This is a genomic window from Bradyrhizobium sp. USDA 4532 (genome assembly GCF_024171315.1).
GTDB lineage: Bacteria > Pseudomonadota > Alphaproteobacteria > Rhizobiales > Xanthobacteraceae > Bradyrhizobium > Bradyrhizobium australafricanum.
This window is the reverse complement of record NZ_JALJZN010000001.1, coordinates 3,375,761-3,391,822: the sequence shown is the minus strand read 5'-3', so window position 1 is coordinate 3,391,822 and position 16,062 is coordinate 3,375,761. Positions and strand designations below refer to the sequence as shown.

Here is a 16,062-nt window from a genome sequence, read left to right as displayed (position 1 = left end):
CTCTCCCTCGCGCTAACCCAGCAGGTTGGCGACGTGCTGGAACCAGACGACCAGCGGTCCCGGAAGGTAGATGCCCGCAGTCAGCACCAGTGCGAAATGTGCGAACATCGGCAAATAGGACGCATCCGCCGGCGCGGCATTGCCGCGCGGCTCGCCGAACGCAAGGCTGGTCAGGCGCAGGATCAGCGCGCCGAAGGCGAGCAGCAGGCCGAACACCAGCGGGATGGCGAGCAGCGGCTGGCGCGCGAAGGTGGAGCTGACGATGAGAAATTCGCTCATGAAGATACCGAGCGGCGGCAGGCCGGCGATCGCGACCACGCCGATCACGAGACTCCAGCCGAGTGCCGGATGCGACTCGGTCAGGCCGCGAATGTTGGCGATCCGCTGCGTGCCCTTCACCTGCGCAATGTGGCCGACCGCGTAGAAGATTCCCGACTTGGTGAGGCTGTGCATCACCATGTGCAGCAGGCCGGCAAAGTTGGCGAGCGGGCCACCCATGCCGAACGCAAACACGATGATGCCCATATGCTCGATCGAAGAGTAGGCGAACAGCCGCTTGATGTCGCGGCGGCGGTAAAGCATGAAGGCCGCGAACAACAGCGAAGTCAGCCCCATCGTCACCATCAGCGGGCCCGGCGATATCGCATCCGGATTGGCGGCGAGCAGGATCTTGAAGCGGAGCACCGCGTAGAGCGCGACGTTGAGCAGCAGGCCGGAGAGCACGGCGGAAATCGGGGTCGGGCCCTCGGCATGCGCATCCGGAAGCCAGGCGTGCAGCGGCGCCAGGCCGACCTTGGTGCCGTATCCGAGCAGCAGGAAGATGAAGGCCACGTTGAGCAATGCCGGGTCGAACGTCGCCGCACGGTTGATCAACACCGTCCACACCATGGCATCCTGACCCTCGCCGACCACCGGCAGCGCGGCCATGTACACCAGGATCGTGCCGAACAGCGCCAGCGCGATGCCGACGCTGCCGAGGATGAAGTACTTCCAGGCCGCTTCCAGCGCCGCATGGGTCCGGTAGATGCCGACCATCAGCACGGTGGTGAGCGTCGCGACCTCGACCGCGACCCAGATCAGGCCGATATTGTTCGACACGAATGCGAGGTTCATGCCGAACATCATCACCTGATACATGGCATGGTAGAATCGCAGATAGCCCGGCGTCAGCCGTCCGGTTTCGAGTTCATGGGCGATATAGCTGGCGCTGAACACGCTCGTGGTGAATCCCACGAAGGTGTTGAGCACGATGAAGACGATGTTGAGGTCGTCGATCAGCAGGTACTGGCCGGGTTGCGGGCGCTCGACCACGAGCAGCGAAAGCGCGGCCAGCAAGGTGCCGAGACTGGCCAGGACATTGAGGCCCGCGGTCAGCCGGTAACCGGGCAGCGCGGCCAGCACCGCCGCTGCGGTGATCGGTATCAACAGGACCCAGGTGACGGCATCCGACGCGGCAGTCATCGGCGCTCCCCCCTGAATTCATCGAGCGCACCGACGTCGACGGTGTCGAACCGCTCGCGAATGCGGAACAAAAACACGCCGATCACGATGAATGCGATCAGGATCGAGAAGGCGACGCTGATCTCCACGACGAGCGGCATGCCCTTGGCGCCGGTCGCGGCCAGCACCAGGCCGTTTTCCAGCGACATGAAGCCGACGACCTGGCTGACGGCGTTGCGCCGCGTCACCATGACGAGCAATCCCAGCAGCACCACCGACAGTGCGAAGGCAAGGTCTTCCCGCGCCAGCGGATCGGCCGCGCCGGTCACGCGCAGCATCAGCACCATGGACAGGGCGACGAGCCCCATGCCCGCAAGCATGGTCGGACCGATGCTCACGGCGGTCTCGATATCGCGATGAATGCCGAGCTGCTTGATGATCCGATGCAACGCCACCGGGATGACGATCGCCTTGAAGACCAGTGCGATCGCTGCGGTGACGTAGAGATGCGGCGCATTCTGGATGAAGGCCTGCCAGGCGACGGAAGCTGCGAGCACCACGGCATGAAGTGCGAAGATGTTCAGCAGCGCGTACAGGCGGTCCTGGTACAGCATCATGAAGCTGATCAGCACGAGCCCGCCGGCGAGCAGATGGGCGATGTCGAAGGCGAGGTTGTGCATCAGAAGCCCCGTGACACGAACCGAAGCAGCGTGCCGAGCAGGCCGAGCATCAGCGCCGCGCCGAGGAATTCGGGGACGCGGAACACCCGCATCTTGGCCGTCGCGGTCTCGAACACGGCAAGGAGGAAGCTCGCGACCGCAAGCTTGAGGATGTAGGCGGCAACGCTCACGAGATAGGACAGCGGGCCCGCGCCTTCGGTGGTGATCTGCCACGGGAAGAACACGCAGATGATCAGCGAGATGTAGAGCAGCAGCTTGAGGAAGGCGCCGAACTCGATCATGGCGAGGTGGCGCCCGGAATATTCGAGGATCATCGCCTCGTGCACCATGGTCAGCTCCAGATGCGTCGCCGGGTTGTCGACCGGGATGCGCGCGTTTTCGGCGAGCGCCACCATGATGAGGGCGATCATCGCCATGCCGAGCGAGACGCGCAGTCCGACTTCCGACGACGCCATGAAGGTCGCGACCGTCGACAGCTGCGTCGAGCCGGCAATCAGCGCGACGCAGAACACCATCAACAGCATGGCCGGCTCGGCGAGCGCGGCAATCATCACCTCGCGGCTGGAGCCGATGCCGCCGAAGCTGGTGCCGACGTCCATGCCGGCAAGCGCGAGGAAGAAGCGCGCGCTGCCGAGCAGGGCGACGATCGCGATCAGGTCGGCGCTCCAGTTGAATTGCAGGCCGGTCGCAAAGGTCGGGACCAGCGCCGCCGCGACCCAGATGGCCGCGAACGTCACATAGGGCGTGACACGGAACAGCCAGGAGGCGTTTTCGGCGAGCACGACCTCCTTGCGCAGCAGCCGCAGCAGGTCGCGGTAGGGCTGGAAGATCGACGGTCCTTTCCGCCGCAACAGCCGGGCCTTGATCTTGCGCACGACGCCGGTCAGCAGCGGCGCGAGCAGCAGCACGAGCGCCATCTGGCCGAGCTGAACGAGGATGTCCGAGATCACGACCATATCGCGAGCGCCAGCAGCAATGTGACGAGGGTTGCGAACACCAGGCTGAGGTAGCGGCGGATGGTCAGGAACTGGAGCTGGTTCAGCCGATCGGCGAAGAACCACACGAGGTCAGTCACGGGTGTGTAGAGCCGCTTCCAGACCAGGTCGTGCATATCGACCCTGAGGCGGGCCGGCCGCAGTTCGCCCGGCGCAGGCATGTCGACATGCTCGCGGGCCTGGAAAACCAGCGTGCCGAACACGCGGCGGATCGGCTGCACAAAGCTCACGCCGGAATACTGCGCCGCCGGTGTCGGGTCGGAGAAGCCGCAACCCCAGGCCGGTCCGCGCCGGATCGCGCGCGACGCAAAGCGATGGATAAAGTACACCGCGAGCGACGCCGCGGCGGTGATGAAAGCAAAGACGAGCAATCCGTTGTAGGAACTGCGGCTCTCCTCGATCGGCACGATCGAGAGCCAGGGATCGTCCGCCTGAAGCGGCATCCGGTGGCCGATCACGGTCTGCGCGACCGGTGAAAGCGCGTCGATCACCAGGCCGGGCAGAATGCCGGCGAGGAAGCAGAGCACGGCAAGGCTGAACATCGCGGCGAGCGAATAGCGATCGACTTCGCCGGCGGCTTCCGCGGCCGGGCTCCGCGCGCGGCCGAGGAACGTGATGCCGAAGGCCTTGACGAAGCATGCAGCGGCCAGCGCCGCGGCCAGCGCCAGCAAGGCGCCGACCGCGGGCACCATGATCTTCAGCAGCCATTGCGGCAGGTCGGGGCTCTGCAGGACGGCCTGAAACATCAGCCACTCCGACACGAACCCGTTGAACGGCGGCAGCGCCGAGATCGCGACGCAGCCGACCAGAAAGACGAAGCTCGTGAGCGGCATGCGGTGGATCAGGCCGCCCAGCTTCTCGATGTCGCGTTCGCCGGTCGACGTCAGCACCGCGCCGGCCCCGAAGAACAACAGGCTCTTGAAGAACGAATGGTTGAGCACGTGGAACAATGCGGCCGTGAAGGCGAGGGCGGCCGCGAGGCCAAGGCCGTTCGCCTGAAATGCCAGCGCAAGGCCGAGGCTTGCGAAGACGACGCCGATGTTCTCGATCGTGCTGTAGGCGAGCAGGCGCTTGAGATCCTTCTCCATCAGCGCGTAGAGGATCCCCATGACGGCCGTGGCGCCGCCGAGGATGAGAACCGCGACACCCGCCGACCAGCTTGGCGGCCCGAGCAGATCGAACACGACCCGGATGAATCCGTAGATCGCGACCTTCGTCATCACGCCGCTCATCAGCGCCGAGACATGGCTCGGCGCGGCGGGATGAGCCAGCGGCAGCCACACGTGCAACGGGATCAGGCCGGCTTTCGACCCGGCGCCGAGCAACATCAGCGCGAGCACCAGTGCGGCTTCGGACGGGGTGTGCTGAGCAGCGCGGATGGCCGCAAAGCTGTAGCTGCCGCCCGCTCCCGCCAGCAGGCCGAAGGCAAGCAACAGAGCCAGCGTTCCGAAGCTTGCCATCACGAGATAGACGTAGCCTGCGCGGGCATTATCCGCGTCACGGTGATGCGCCATGACGAGCGCCCACGAGGCGAGCGACATGAATTCCCAGCACAAGAGGTAGGTGAACGCATCGTCGGCGAGCACGACGAGATTCATGCCGGCCAGGAACGCCGGGAAAAAGGGAAGGATGCGCTGCGGCGCGGATTCGTGGCTGCCGTAGCCGAGGCCATAAAGACTTGCGGCCGCACCGCCGAGATTGACCACGACGAGAAAGAACGCGGCGAGCGCATCGAGGCGGAAATGCGATCCCAGCCAGGGCAACCCGATCGGCAGGGCCAGTTCCGTCGCGCTGGTACGGGAGATGAGCGAAATCATGGCCCCGGCCAGCGCGATCAGCGAAATCGCGAAAGTCGCGCCGTAGACGATGGCTGTCGATTGGCGCGATCTGCTCGTTGTAATCGCGAGAGCGGTCGTTCCCAGCAGGGCGGCTACACACCAGATCTGCTGAGTGACCGCCGGGATCATGTCTGCACCTTCGGTGAGCCCGATCCGGCCTTCAATCGCACCCCGCGGCCGCCGCCACTGCTGACGGCGCCCTCATTGATGACCTCGACGCCGGCTGCGCCGAGCGCATCGATCAGTTTCACGAGCGAGTCGACGTTGCCGCGAATGGTACCTTCGCTCGCCTCCATCCGCTGGATGGTTGGCACCGAAAGTCCGGACAGTTCGGCGAGCTGCCGTTGGTCGATGCCGAGCAAGGCTCTGGCCGCTCGTAGCTGCGCCGCGGTGATCATCGATTGATGGCCGTCGATCTGAGACTCGCGTCTATTTTAATGTTATTTATGCACATCAAGTAATGATGGCACAAGGGCAATAAGTGATGTTTTATACATCATTCCTAGGCGCAGTCCTCAACGCGAGCGGTATCCGCGCGCCGACGGAGTTGCGCTGACGCGCGTTCAGTCGGAGATTTTTCGATAGACCGCCGCGGCGTGGCGCAGCAGCCGGCTCTTGCGCTTTCGTTCGTGCACGCGCTGGTGCTTGGCCTTGCGCTCGTGGGCGCGTTGCGCGGGTGCATCGACGCTCTCGAGCAGCCCGCGACGCACCTCGTCATCGTTCAATTCGCCGAGCAATTGCTGTCCCTTGCGCAGATGCTTCAGGATGATCCGCCATGACGCGTATTCGTCGGGGGGCAAGCCGCCCTCCGAGAACTCGATCGCGTAACGCAGCCGCTTGCTGGCGAGACGGACGCGGTGGCGCTTGTTCTTGCCCATGCCTTGCAGCCCGCGGCTCTTCTGGCACAGCTTGCCATGCCACCGCGCCAGCCGCCGCGCGTGAAACACCGCGACTGGCACGGCTCGCCGCTGCGCGGCGCGAGGGTCCTGCCGCGTGGTCCAGGGGCCGCTGCCGACCCAGTCCCACATGCCGTCGAACCATCGCCAGTATCGATCGCTTTGCAACGCCTCCTTGAGCGCCTCGAACGCGTCGGTTCGCGCCGTCTGGAGCATGCCTTCTTCAGGCAGGCCCTTGCTGTTCTCGATCGCGACGTCGAGGTCGCGCGTGGCGCCGAGATGGGCGCTCAGCCATCTCAACTCGGATTTCAGTCGCGTCCATTCGGTGTCCGCCACCATCGGCCCATAGAAGGCGATCGCCGCCTTCAGCCGCGTCAGCGCGATACGGGTCTGGTGCAGCGCGGCGGAATCGCCGGAACTTGTGGCCTCGTGATTGGTGGCGACTTCCTCGAGGCATTCGGACAGGATCAGGCGAAACGCGGTCTCACAGCGCATGGCTTCGCTTAGATGGCGCGGCCGCTTTGGGCGGACAACACGCTCCTTGGCCGGACTTGCCGCTAACGTCATGACACTCTCGTGACCCCGCCGGTGCCGCAACGCAACCGGGCGGCTCCCGGGTGGGAAGATTTCCCGTTTGATCGATGTCGATCAAGGATTTTCTGCTGGGCCGCAGTGCGACGATCCAGCGACAGGATCAAAATGTCGCAATCAACCCGTTGGCGGGAGCTCATTCCAGTCGATATGCAGGCCGGGCTTTTGAGGGAACACCACGGTTTCCGGCCCGACCAGCCAGCGGACTTCGCCGCAGCGTCGGATATTTCGTGCACGAAGTATCTTGATATTTCGCGTACGAAATATATAACGGACGGCATGAAAGCGGAACACCGGCTGATCTTTCTTCTGACCGTGGCCTATCGCCGGTTGCAGCGCGCCATCGAGCAGGAGACGGCCACGCACGATCTGACGTCGGCCCAGGCCGGCGTGCTGTTCTTTCTCGGGCGCAATGACGGCGCGCTGATCGGCGACGTCTCGCAGGCGCTCGACATCGTGCCGTCGGCGATGAGCGGCCTCGCCGACCGGATGGAACGTGCAGGCCTCGTGAAACGCCGGCGCGATGGCGAGGACGGCCGCAGCCAGCGGCTCCTCCTGACCGCGGCGGGGCAGGAGTTCGGCAAACGCGCCGCAACGCGGACCAGGGCGATCAACAACCGTCTGATGGACGGGTTCTCGGACGCGGAGATCGACGTGGTGTCGCGCTGGCTGACCAGCCTGCAAGACAAGTTTCCGAAGGACTAAGACAGCTAGAGCGTTTTCGAGCGAAGCGGCTACCGGTTCGCGTGAAGAAGACGCCTCAAGCAAGAAGCGAGCAACAGGAGTGAAGCATGAGTGAAGTGGTCGTAGCGCTGGACGGCGGTGTCCTCACCATGACGATGGCGCGCCCGGACAAGAAGAACGCGATCACCAACGCGATGTATGGCGCGATGGCCGACGCGCTCGCGCGCGCGGAGGGCGATTCCGCGATCCGCGCAGTGCTGCTGCAGGGCGACGGCGACAGCTTTACCGCGGGCAACGATCTCGCCGATTTCGCGGCGGTGTCGCGCGGCGTGCAGGGCGAGCGCCACGTGACGCGCTTCCTCGCCGGACTTGCCAAGGCGACGCGGCCGCTGGTTGCCGCCGTGCAGGGCAATGCGGTCGGCATCGGCACCACCATGCTGCTGCATTGCGACCTCGTCTACCTCGCGCCGACCGCGCGGCTGATCACGCCGTTCGTCAATCTGGCGCTGGTGCCGGAGGCGGCTTCGACCTATCTGCTGCCGCAGCGCATCGGCTATGCGCGGGCCTATGCGATGTTCGCGCTCGGCGAACCGGTCGAGGCGGAGACGGCGGTCTCGATCGGCCTCGCCAACGCGGTTGTGCCGCTCGCGGACCTGCGCGCCAAGGCACGCGCGGCGGCGGACGCGCTGGCGAAGCGGCCGTTCGGCTCGCTCCAGCACACCAAGGCGCTGATGCGCGACCCCGCCAGGATCAGCGCGCAAATGGCGCGCGAGGGCGAGATCTTCCAGGAGCGACTGATGAGTGCGGAAGCACGCGAGGCCTTTGCCGCCTTTGCCGAGCGTCGCCAGCCCGATTTCTCCAAGATTACCGGTTAGGCCCGGAGCGTGGCCCGCCACGCGTGGGCGGCGCTATTGCTTTGGGGTTGACGGCCTCGCCGGCTTCGAACATCTCCTGTCGGGGCATAGCGCAACCCGGCGAGGCGAGGCATGAGCGACAGTCACACGCTGCGCGGCGAAGGAATCGCCGCGACCATTTCGGCGCAGGGCGCCGAATTGTCGTCGCTCAGAAATGCCGACGGGACCGAACTGTTGTGGCAGGCCGGCCCGCAATGGCCGCGCCATGCGCCCATCCTGTTCCCGATCGTCGGCCGCTTGAAGAACGATACGCTGCGCCACAACGGCAAGACCTATCCGATGACGCAGCACGGCTTCGCGCGGGATCGCCGCTTTGCCTGGGTGGAGCAGGGGCCCCGATCCTGCAAGCTTGCGCTCACCGACGATACGGAGACGCGTGCGCGCTATCCCTTCGCGTTCAGGCTCGAGGTCACCTATACCGTTGATGGCGCCGATCTCGATGTCGCCTTCGACATCGTCAACACCGGCGCCGAGACGCTGTCGGCCTCGCTCGGCGGTCATCCTGCCTTCAACTGGCCGCTGCTTCCGGGATTGGCAAAGGAGGCGTACGCGCTGACCTTCGCGAAGGATGAGCCGGCGCCGATCCGGCGGCTGACGGAGGGCCTGATGCGGCCGCAAGCCGAGCCGAGTCCGATCAAGGGCAGCGTGCTGGCGTTGTCCGAGCAATTGTTCGATGACGATGCCATGATCCTCGATCAGGTTGCGAGCGCGTCGGTTCGCTTTGCTGCTGCGCAGGGACCCGCGATCGAGCTGTCCTGGCGCGGCTTTCGCGAACTTGGCATCTGGTCGAAGGTCGGCGGCGCGGCGTTCCTCTGCATCGAGCCGTGGTACGGTTTCGCCAGCCCTGTCGAATTCGATGGCGAGTTCGCCGGCAAGCCCGGCCTCATGCACATCGCGCCGGGTGCGCGGCAGTCACTGGGCTATCGCATTCGCGTGAGCTGACGAAGAACAGGTCAATGGGTGCGGGGGCTGAGCGCACTGGTGATCGCGCCGACCGATGGCGGGTTCTCGTTCGCCCAGGCCTCATGCGCGGCCAGGTCGCGGTAATGTTCGGCCATGCGCAGCAGCCGCTCGCGGATGCCGGCATCTTCCTCGCCCTTGGCCTGATCGGTCAATTGCGCGGCGCGTTCGAGAAGCGCTTTCGGATCGATCACGACAGGCTCCAAATCCGGTTTTCGCCAAGCGGACAACCGTTACAGGCAAGCACAGTTCCTGCCATGGTTTTGATGACGGCGCATTCAGAGCTGGAACAAGCCGAGTCCCGCCATCACATCGCGCTTGGTGCGCTCGGTGATCTCCCGGGCTTTCAGGGTTCCGCGCCTAATCACGTCAGCGACATGGTCGCGATCGCCTGCCAGCTCGGCGCGTCGGGCCCGGATCGGCGCGATCAGGGCTTGCAGGATGTCCTCCAGCCGCCGCTTGACCGCTGCGTCGCCGAGACCGCCGCGCCGATAGCGTGCCTTCAATTCCTCGACGGCGTGGTGATCGTCGTCGAACGCGTCGAGATAGCAGAAGACGACATTGCCCTCGACCTTGCCGGGGTCGCCGACGCGCAGATGATCGGGATCGGTGAACATCGCGCGCACCGCGGCCGTGATGGCACCGGGCGAGGCCGAGAGCGCAATCGCATTGCCGGCGGATTTGCTCATCTTCGCGCGCCCGTCGACGCCCGGCAGCCGTCCCGCGCGCGGTATGACGGCCACCGCCTCCTGCAGGAGCGCACGACCGGCGAGCGCGTTGACACGCCTGATGATCTCGTTGGTCTGCTCGATCAGGGGAGCCTGGTCCTCGCCGACCGGCACGACGGTCGCCCGAAACGCGGTGATGTCGGCGGCCTGCGTCACCGGGTAGCACAGGAAGCCCGCAGGGATGTCGCGTCCGAATCCGCGGGCGCGGATCTCGTCCTTGATGGTGGGATTGCGCTCCAGCCGCGCGACGGTGACGAGGTTGAGATAGAGCATCGACAATTCGGCGAGCGCCGGAAGCTGCGACTGCAGGCAGATCGAGGTCCGTTCGGGATCGATGCCGACGGCGAGATAATCCAGCGCGACCTCGATGACGTTGCCGCGGACCTTGCCGATGTCGTGCGCGTTGTCGGTCAGCGCCTGCATGTCGGCGAGCAGCAGGTATTGCTCATGGCTGTCCTGAAACGCGAGACGGCTTCTGAGCGAGCCGACGTAATGGCCGAGATGCAGCGGCCCGGTGGTGCGGTCGCCGGTGAGGATGATCGGTTTGGTCACGGCTTATCTCCATTCGTTTGAATGGGGACACCGCATGCGGGCTGGATGAGGTGAAAGAAAAAGGCCGCCCAATGCGGCGGCCCCGAAATGCATGAACGCGTTCGGCCCGCCTGTCAGTCGGCGAGCCACCAGAGATTGGCGATCAGGATCGAGCGGTTCATGGCGTGAGGCGTAAGGCAATCGAACGAGCCGGTCAAGACGGCATAGCCAGTTATTCTTCCACCCGGCTATGCTCGAGTAATCGCTCCCCTGTGCTCCTCCGAGAACACGTGCGCGTAAAGGTTGGCGATCCATTGCTTACCTTCCTGCGTGACCCGCAGATATCGAAGTGCGTCGCCGATATAGGGGCAGACGGCCTTCCAGAAGAAAGCAGGGTACGCTGCACGTAGATCATCGGGGGTCTGATATCCGAGTTTCTCGCTTGCGCCAGTCTCCCGAAATTCGGCAAACAAGGCTGACGTCTTCCGCAAATAGTCAATGTCGGCCAATTGGCCGATCAAATCCGCGGCACGAAGCAGGCCGGGATAATCCGCCGTACTGGTATGCTCCTCTTCCCCCGGTACCGGAAAGCGCGTGTGCTCGATGTTCGCCTCGATTTCCTTTGTGTCGATGGAGGTCAAGCTCACCTTGCCGAAACGCTCGCGGACAAAGAGCTTGGATCGTGTCACATGATAGGGGGTCAAGGATGCGTCCGTGGCTCCAGCAGATATCCGGACGCGATCACCATTTTCGTTACAAACATAAAGTCCGTCCCGGTCGCCTCGACATACCCCGCGTACATAGCCGATGTCGTGGCATAAGAGCGAAATCATGAAATGGAGCCAGTCGCGCGGCCTGACGCCGCCTTCGCTCGTATGCTTGCCGAGTAAAATGTTCTGTCCGACCAACGTCACCATGATGGTGTGGTTCATGTCGTGGTAGGCCGCATCGCTATTGGCAATATTCTCCAACGCGAGGCGCCCAACGAAACCGATGATGTCCGGATAGGCGGGCTCGAGGATTCCGTAGATTTGGCCGTATGTACCCTTAAGCTGATCGACAAACGCTTGGATGACAATTTGAGTTGGGTTGAACATGATCGCCTCCAATGCGCGGATGCTATGCCGGTTTGGGTATTTCGTCACCGGGTTGTTGGTCCCGCGAATTGGGCCGGAGCCTGGTGGCCCGGAGGCCTGTCGAGCCCTGGTTTTGGGGGCTACCCTGGATGAGGCAGGGCTGAACCACCGCGGATGGCCCATCGCGATCAATGCAGCCGACCGCCAACGGTCCGCTGTGAGGTGCATACCGGATCTTGCCGAGGCCGGGCCAAACGGTCGCGATTGGACCCGAAGTGGGCAGTGGGGCCAGTAACGAGGGTGGACCAAAGCGCGCATGTATCCGCCCATGGCTCCCAACTTCCGTCAATTTTTGATCGCCATGTCAGATGTGGAAATTCTTGCCGAAGCGTGGCGATAGGAGTCACGCGATCAATGCTTTCATTCCAAGTGATTTGCAGGACGAGTAATGAAGAACGCAACACTGTTGGCCCTTGGTTTGTTGGCGGCGGGAGTTTGGTCACAAGACAGCGCGAGATGTCAGACCTCGCTTTCCCCTCCGCTTTCGCTTGCGCCGCCGCCGCCGGATGAGGGATCGGCATCTCCGGGCGCAACCAACAGCGTCTGGCCGCCGACGGCGACCGCTAAGAGATCGGTACCGCCCCGGGCCGCTGAAGATTCTTTGCCACGCTCCACTGCCCCGCGATCTGCCACTGTCGAACACACGCCGGTAGAGTCAGGCAGCGCTTCGCCAGCACAAGTGATCGACAGGTCGCCGTCGTCGGCTAGACCGGTCCCCGATTACGATGGTTTTAGCGTCGGCATCGACGACGACACGTCAAGCCGGACGACGCGACCCGTCAGGTCACACCGGGCAAAGCAGCCCAAGCTCGATCAAGAAGCGGATCGTGTCTCTCGGCAGCAATCGGTCGACCCCGGGGACGATGACAAACTAAAGGGCAAGCTTACGATTTGCCGCGGCTGCAAGTAGCAGGCACCACTCCGGACGGACATTTGAATTGGCTCGTCATTTTGCGGGACACTTGCGATGCAAGAGTCCGGAGTTGGCCCATCGCGACATGTTCCGATGCTGCACAAATGACCGCTATAAGGACAACGCGGACGTAAGCTTCATCGCATGACGCCACTGTGTTTATGGTACGTGCCCTAGTTGAACGCCATGCCGCCGCTCATCGCGATGGTCTGTCCGGTCATGTAGGGATTGTTGACCAGCAGCATCACGGCCTGTGCCACCTCTTCCGCTGTGCCGAAGCGGCCGACCGGGATCCGGCTGACGAGCTCGCTCTGTCTCTTCATCATGTCGGTCTCGATCAGTGACGGCGCCACGGCGTTGACGGTGATGCCTTCCTTGACAAGGCGTGCGGCATAGCCGCGGGTCATCCCCTCCATCGCCGCCTTGGATGCGTTGTAGTGCGGCCCGATCGAGCCGGCGCCGCGCGCCGCGCCGGAGGAGATGTTGACGATGCGGCCCCATTTCCGGGTGCGCATCATCGGCAGCACCGCCTGTGTGCAGAGAAACGCCGATTTGAGATTGACCGTGATGGTGCGGTCGAAATCCTCTTCGGTGAGGTCGTCGACACCCCTGACGATGGCGATGCCGGCATTGTTGACGAGGATGTCGACCGGGCCGAGCTCGGATTTGGCGCGCTCGACCAGCGCGGTGACGGCGGCAGCTTCCGAGACGTCGGCGGCGATCGCGACGGCGCGGCCGCCGGCGGCAATGATGCCCTTCGCTAGCGTCTCCGCCTCGGCCGAGCGCTCGCGATAATTGATGGCGACGGCTGCGCCGGGATCCGCCAGCATCTTGACGATCGCCGCGCCGATGCCGCGCGATCCGCCGGTCACCAGCGCCACATGTCCGTGCAGACTGCTTGTTGTCATCAAGGTCACCCTGTTCGACGTACCCTCGCAGGCTCGCAAACGGGAAGGCGCGGCGCAATGCAACTCTGCTCAAATCTGCGTTGGAGGCCGCCGCGCGGCGAAAAACCGGCTTCCGGGGCCGGAATCGGCCTTGCGTCCGGCCCGGGCCGGCGGCAATGGTTGGGACATCACTTCTTAGCCCACCCACGAGAGATCGATGAGCAAACTGATTGTCCGCGCCGGCGAGTTCACCTTTGACGCCCGTTTCGAGGAGCAGCTGGCGCCGAAGACGGTCGCCGCGTTCCGCAAGGCGATGCCGTTCGAGAGCCAGGCGATCCACGTGCGCTGGAGCGGCGAGGGCGTCTGGATGCCGCTCGGCGATCTCGACTTCGGCGTGTCCTACGAGAACCACACCAGCTATCCGGCGCCGGGCCAGATCATCCTCTATCCGGGCGGCATCAGCGAGACCGAGATCCTGCTCGCCTATGGCGGCGTGCACTTCGCCAGCAAGATGGGCCAGCTCGCCGGCAATCACTTCATCACGCTGACCTCGGGGCTGGAGAACCTCACCGCGTTCGGCAAGACCGTGTTGTGGAAGGGCGCGCAGAACATCCGCTTCGAGGAAATCTGATGTGACCGAGGCCCGCTATCCGCGCGATCTCCGCGGCTACGGCCGCAATTCGCCCGATCCGAAATGGCCCGACGCGGCGCGCATCGCCGTGCAATTCGTGGTCAATTTCGAGGAGGGCGGGGAGAACAACATCCTGCACGGTGATCGCGCCTCGGAAGCGTTTCTGTCCGACGTGCTCGGCGCGCAGCCCTGGGTCGGCCGGCGGCACGCCAATATCGAGACGATGTTCGAATATGGCGCGCGCGCCGGCTTCTGGCGGCTGTGGCGGATATTCACCGAGCGGAAGCTGCCGGCCACGGTGTTCGGCGTCGCGATGGCGCTGAAGCGCAATCCGGACGTCGTCGCCGCGATGCAGGAGGCGGGCTGGGACATCGCGAGCCACAGCCTGCGCTGGGTCGAGCACAAGGACATGTCGGAGGACGAGGAGCGCGAGGAGATCGCCCGCGCCATTGCCGTGCATGCCGAGGCGACCGGCGCGCGGCCGCTCGGCTGGTACACCGGCCGCTCCTCGATCAACACGCTGCGGCTTCTAATGGAGGCGGGCGGCCTGCGCTATCTCTGCGATTCCTATGCCGACGATCTGCCGTACTGGATCAAGGCAGCCGGCACCGAGCCGCATCTCGTGATCCCCTATACGCTCGATGCCAACGACATGCGCTTCATCAACGCGCAGGGCTTCGGCGGCGGCGAGGAGTTCTACACCTACCTGAAGGACAGTTTCGACGTGCTCTATGCCGAGGGCGCAACCTCACCGAAGATGATGTCGATCGGTCTGCATTGCCGCGTCGTCGGGCGTCCCGGCCGCGCCGCCGCGCTGATGCGCTTTCTCGACTACATCCAGAAGCACGAGCACGTCTGGGCGCCGACCCGGCTTCAGATCGCCGAGCATTGGCACGCCAATATGAAGCATCTCGCCGCGGAAGCGTTTGAGATCGGCTAGCGCCGGTGCCACTCCAGCCGAATTGACGCAACATCCTGCGCATTCGAATTGCATCGGGTGAATTGCTGCGTTGCACAGACGTCAGAAGCGATCCCGGATTCCACGCGTTAGCAGCCTGCAATGCGGGAGCAGGCGGGTTTCATGCAAGACGTCCAGGAGATCGTAACCGGATTGGAACACACATTTCGCTGGGTTCCGGATTGGGTGGTCGGCCTCGTCCTGATCACGGCTGCGATCGCCGTTGCGCTCGTCGTTCACTCCATCGCGCAACGCATCGTCCATCGCATGGTGGGACCAAAGAATTCCGTCGCGCCGATGCTGCTTGACCGGACAGCCGGTCCGTCACGGCTGGCGCTGTGTCTTGCCGCCCTCGCGCTGGTGTTGCCATTGGCGCCGCTCAACGATCTGCTGCGGCTGACACTCAGCCATTTCTTCGGCGTCGCCGTCATCGCGCTGATCGGCTGGATCTCGATCCGCGCCGTCGACATGGCGTCGGCTAGATATCTCGATAAATTTCGCCTCGACGTTGCCGAGAATTTCCTGGCACGCAAGCACGTCACCCAGGTGCGCGTCTTCAAGCGGGTCACCGACACGCTGATCGTCATCATCGCGGTCTCCACCGCGCTGATGACGTTCGACTCGGTCAGGCAATACGGCGTCAGCCTGTTCGCCTCCGCCGGCGCCGCCGGCCTGATCGTCGGTCTTGCCGCAAGGCCGTTGCTGAGCAATCTGATCGCCGGCGTGCAGATCGCCGTCACCCAGCCGATCCGGATCGAGGACGCGGTCATCATCGAAAACGAATGGGGCTGGGTCGAGGATATCGCCTCAACCTATGTCGTGATCCGGCTGTGGGACTGGCGGCGCATGGTGGTACCGCTGTCCTATTTCATCGAGCGCCCGTTCCAGAACTGGACGCGCGACGCGCAATCCCTGATCGGTGCGATTGCGCTGCATGTTGATTATAGCGCCGACGTGCCGGCGATCCGCAAAAGGCTGGAGCAGGCAGCGAAGGAGTCGCGGCTCTGGGACGGCGCGGTGGTCAATCTGCAGGTGATCGACACCCACCCGCGCACCATCGAGCTGCGCGCGCTGATCAGTGCACGGAATGCACCGCAATCCTGGGACCTGCGTTGCGAGATCCGCGAGAAGCTGCTGGCGTTCATCCGTGACGAGATGCCAGACGCGCTGCCGCGCGATCGGGCGATCCTGGCGCCCGCGGTCGATGATTTCGGCCGGGCGTTCCTGCGCGGAGCGCCGGCACGGCAGCGCGCGGCGGCGCCGGCGCGCAGCTGATCCGT

Annotated in this window: 16 protein-coding genes; 6 read left to right on the top strand and 10 right to left on the bottom strand. The window is 64.2% G+C overall.

Annotated features, from left to right (window positions below; genetic code table 11):
• Positions 1-12 precede the first annotated feature (12 nt).
• From J2R76_RS16035 to J2R76_RS16010, 6 genes are all read right to left on the bottom strand, one after another.
• Complete coding sequence (locus J2R76_RS16035) at positions 13-1,461, bottom strand: hydrogenase 4 subunit F (RefSeq protein ID WP_057015242.1); 1,449 nt, start codon at positions 1,459-1,461, stop codon at positions 13-15.
• On the bottom strand, positions 1,458-2,120 hold the full coding sequence (locus J2R76_RS16030) for a hydrogenase-4 component E (RefSeq protein WP_016843065.1): 663 nt from the start codon (positions 2,118-2,120) through the stop codon (positions 1,458-1,460). Before J2R76_RS16030 ends, J2R76_RS16035 begins: the two co-directional genes overlap by 4 nt.
• On the bottom strand, positions 2,120-3,076 hold the full coding sequence (locus tag J2R76_RS16025; protein WP_028334457.1) for a respiratory chain complex I subunit 1 family protein: 957 nt from the start codon (positions 3,074-3,076) through the stop codon (positions 2,120-2,122). Before J2R76_RS16025 ends, J2R76_RS16030 begins: the two co-directional genes overlap by 1 nt.
• Positions 3,067-5,082 carry a hydrogenase 4 subunit B gene (hyfB, locus tag J2R76_RS16020; protein WP_253624160.1) on the bottom strand — a complete coding sequence of 672 codons (2,016 nt, stop codon included), beginning with the start codon at positions 5,080-5,082 and terminating at the stop codon, positions 3,067-3,069. The genes J2R76_RS16025 and hyfB overlap by 10 nt, the downstream gene beginning before the upstream one ends.
• Positions 5,079-5,351, bottom strand: coding sequence for a helix-turn-helix transcriptional regulator (locus J2R76_RS16015; protein WP_050421592.1), 273 nt, complete (start codon positions 5,349-5,351; stop codon positions 5,079-5,081). The genes hyfB and J2R76_RS16015 overlap by 4 nt, the downstream gene beginning before the upstream one ends.
• Positions 5,352-5,516: 165 nt before the next feature.
• Entirely contained in the window at positions 5,517-6,416 is a 900-nt protein-coding gene (locus J2R76_RS16010; RefSeq protein WP_253624159.1) for a CHAD domain-containing protein, read from the bottom strand.
• Between the two features lie 303 nt (positions 6,417-6,719).
• Between J2R76_RS16010 and J2R76_RS16005 the strand changes: the two genes are divergently transcribed.
• From J2R76_RS16005 to J2R76_RS15995, 3 genes are all read left to right on the top strand, one after another.
• On the top strand, positions 6,720-7,145 hold the full coding sequence (locus J2R76_RS16005; RefSeq protein WP_253626011.1) for a MarR family winged helix-turn-helix transcriptional regulator: 426 nt from the start codon (positions 6,720-6,722) through the stop codon (positions 7,143-7,145).
• A gap of 86 nt (positions 7,146-7,231) precedes the next feature.
• Entirely contained in the window at positions 7,232-7,999 is a 768-nt protein-coding gene (locus J2R76_RS16000; RefSeq protein ID WP_253624158.1) for an enoyl-CoA hydratase-related protein, read from the top strand.
• A gap of 111 nt (positions 8,000-8,110) precedes the next feature.
• Positions 8,111-8,980 carry an aldose 1-epimerase family protein gene (locus J2R76_RS15995; RefSeq protein ID WP_253624157.1) on the top strand — a complete coding sequence of 290 codons (870 nt, stop codon included), beginning with the start codon at positions 8,111-8,113 and terminating at the stop codon, positions 8,978-8,980.
• Between the two features lie 11 nt (positions 8,981-8,991).
• Here J2R76_RS15995 and J2R76_RS15990 read toward each other — a convergent pair whose 3' ends face one another.
• From J2R76_RS15990 to J2R76_RS15975, 4 genes are all read right to left on the bottom strand, one after another.
• Entirely contained in the window at positions 8,992-9,192 is a 201-nt protein-coding gene (locus tag J2R76_RS15990) for a hypothetical protein (RefSeq protein ID WP_253624156.1), read from the bottom strand.
• Positions 9,193-9,276: 84 nt separating this feature from the next.
• On the bottom strand, positions 9,277-10,278 hold the full coding sequence (gene trpS, locus J2R76_RS15985) for a tryptophan--tRNA ligase (protein WP_253624155.1): 1,002 nt from the start codon (positions 10,276-10,278) through the stop codon (positions 9,277-9,279).
• Positions 10,279-10,505: 227 nt separating this feature from the next.
• The gene (locus tag J2R76_RS15980; protein WP_076824479.1) at positions 10,506-11,354 is read right to left on the bottom strand and encodes an Npun_R2479 family HD domain-containing metalloprotein; all 849 of its coding nucleotides are present in this window, start codon (positions 11,352-11,354) and stop codon (positions 10,506-10,508) included.
• Between the two features lie 1,125 nt (positions 11,355-12,479).
• The gene (locus tag J2R76_RS15975) at positions 12,480-13,214 is read right to left on the bottom strand and encodes an SDR family NAD(P)-dependent oxidoreductase (RefSeq protein WP_253624154.1); all 735 of its coding nucleotides are present in this window, start codon (positions 13,212-13,214) and stop codon (positions 12,480-12,482) included.
• A gap of 196 nt (positions 13,215-13,410) precedes the next feature.
• Between J2R76_RS15975 and J2R76_RS15970 the strand changes: the two genes are divergently transcribed.
• The 3 genes from J2R76_RS15970 (at position 13,411) to J2R76_RS15960 (ending at position 16,057) form a co-directional block, all read left to right on the top strand.
• Positions 13,411-13,824, top strand: a complete 414-nt coding sequence (locus J2R76_RS15970) for a DUF3830 family protein (RefSeq protein WP_016843084.1) — start codon at positions 13,411-13,413, stop codon at positions 13,822-13,824.
• A 1-nt stretch (position 13,825) separates the two neighbouring features.
• On the top strand, positions 13,826-14,764 hold the full coding sequence (gene puuE / locus J2R76_RS15965) for an allantoinase PuuE (RefSeq protein ID WP_253624153.1): 939 nt from the start codon (positions 13,826-13,828) through the stop codon (positions 14,762-14,764).
• A 141-nt stretch (positions 14,765-14,905) separates the two neighbouring features.
• Complete coding sequence (locus tag J2R76_RS15960) at positions 14,906-16,057, top strand: mechanosensitive ion channel family protein (RefSeq protein ID WP_253624152.1); 1,152 nt, start codon at positions 14,906-14,908, stop codon at positions 16,055-16,057.
• Positions 16,058-16,062 lie beyond the last annotated feature (5 nt).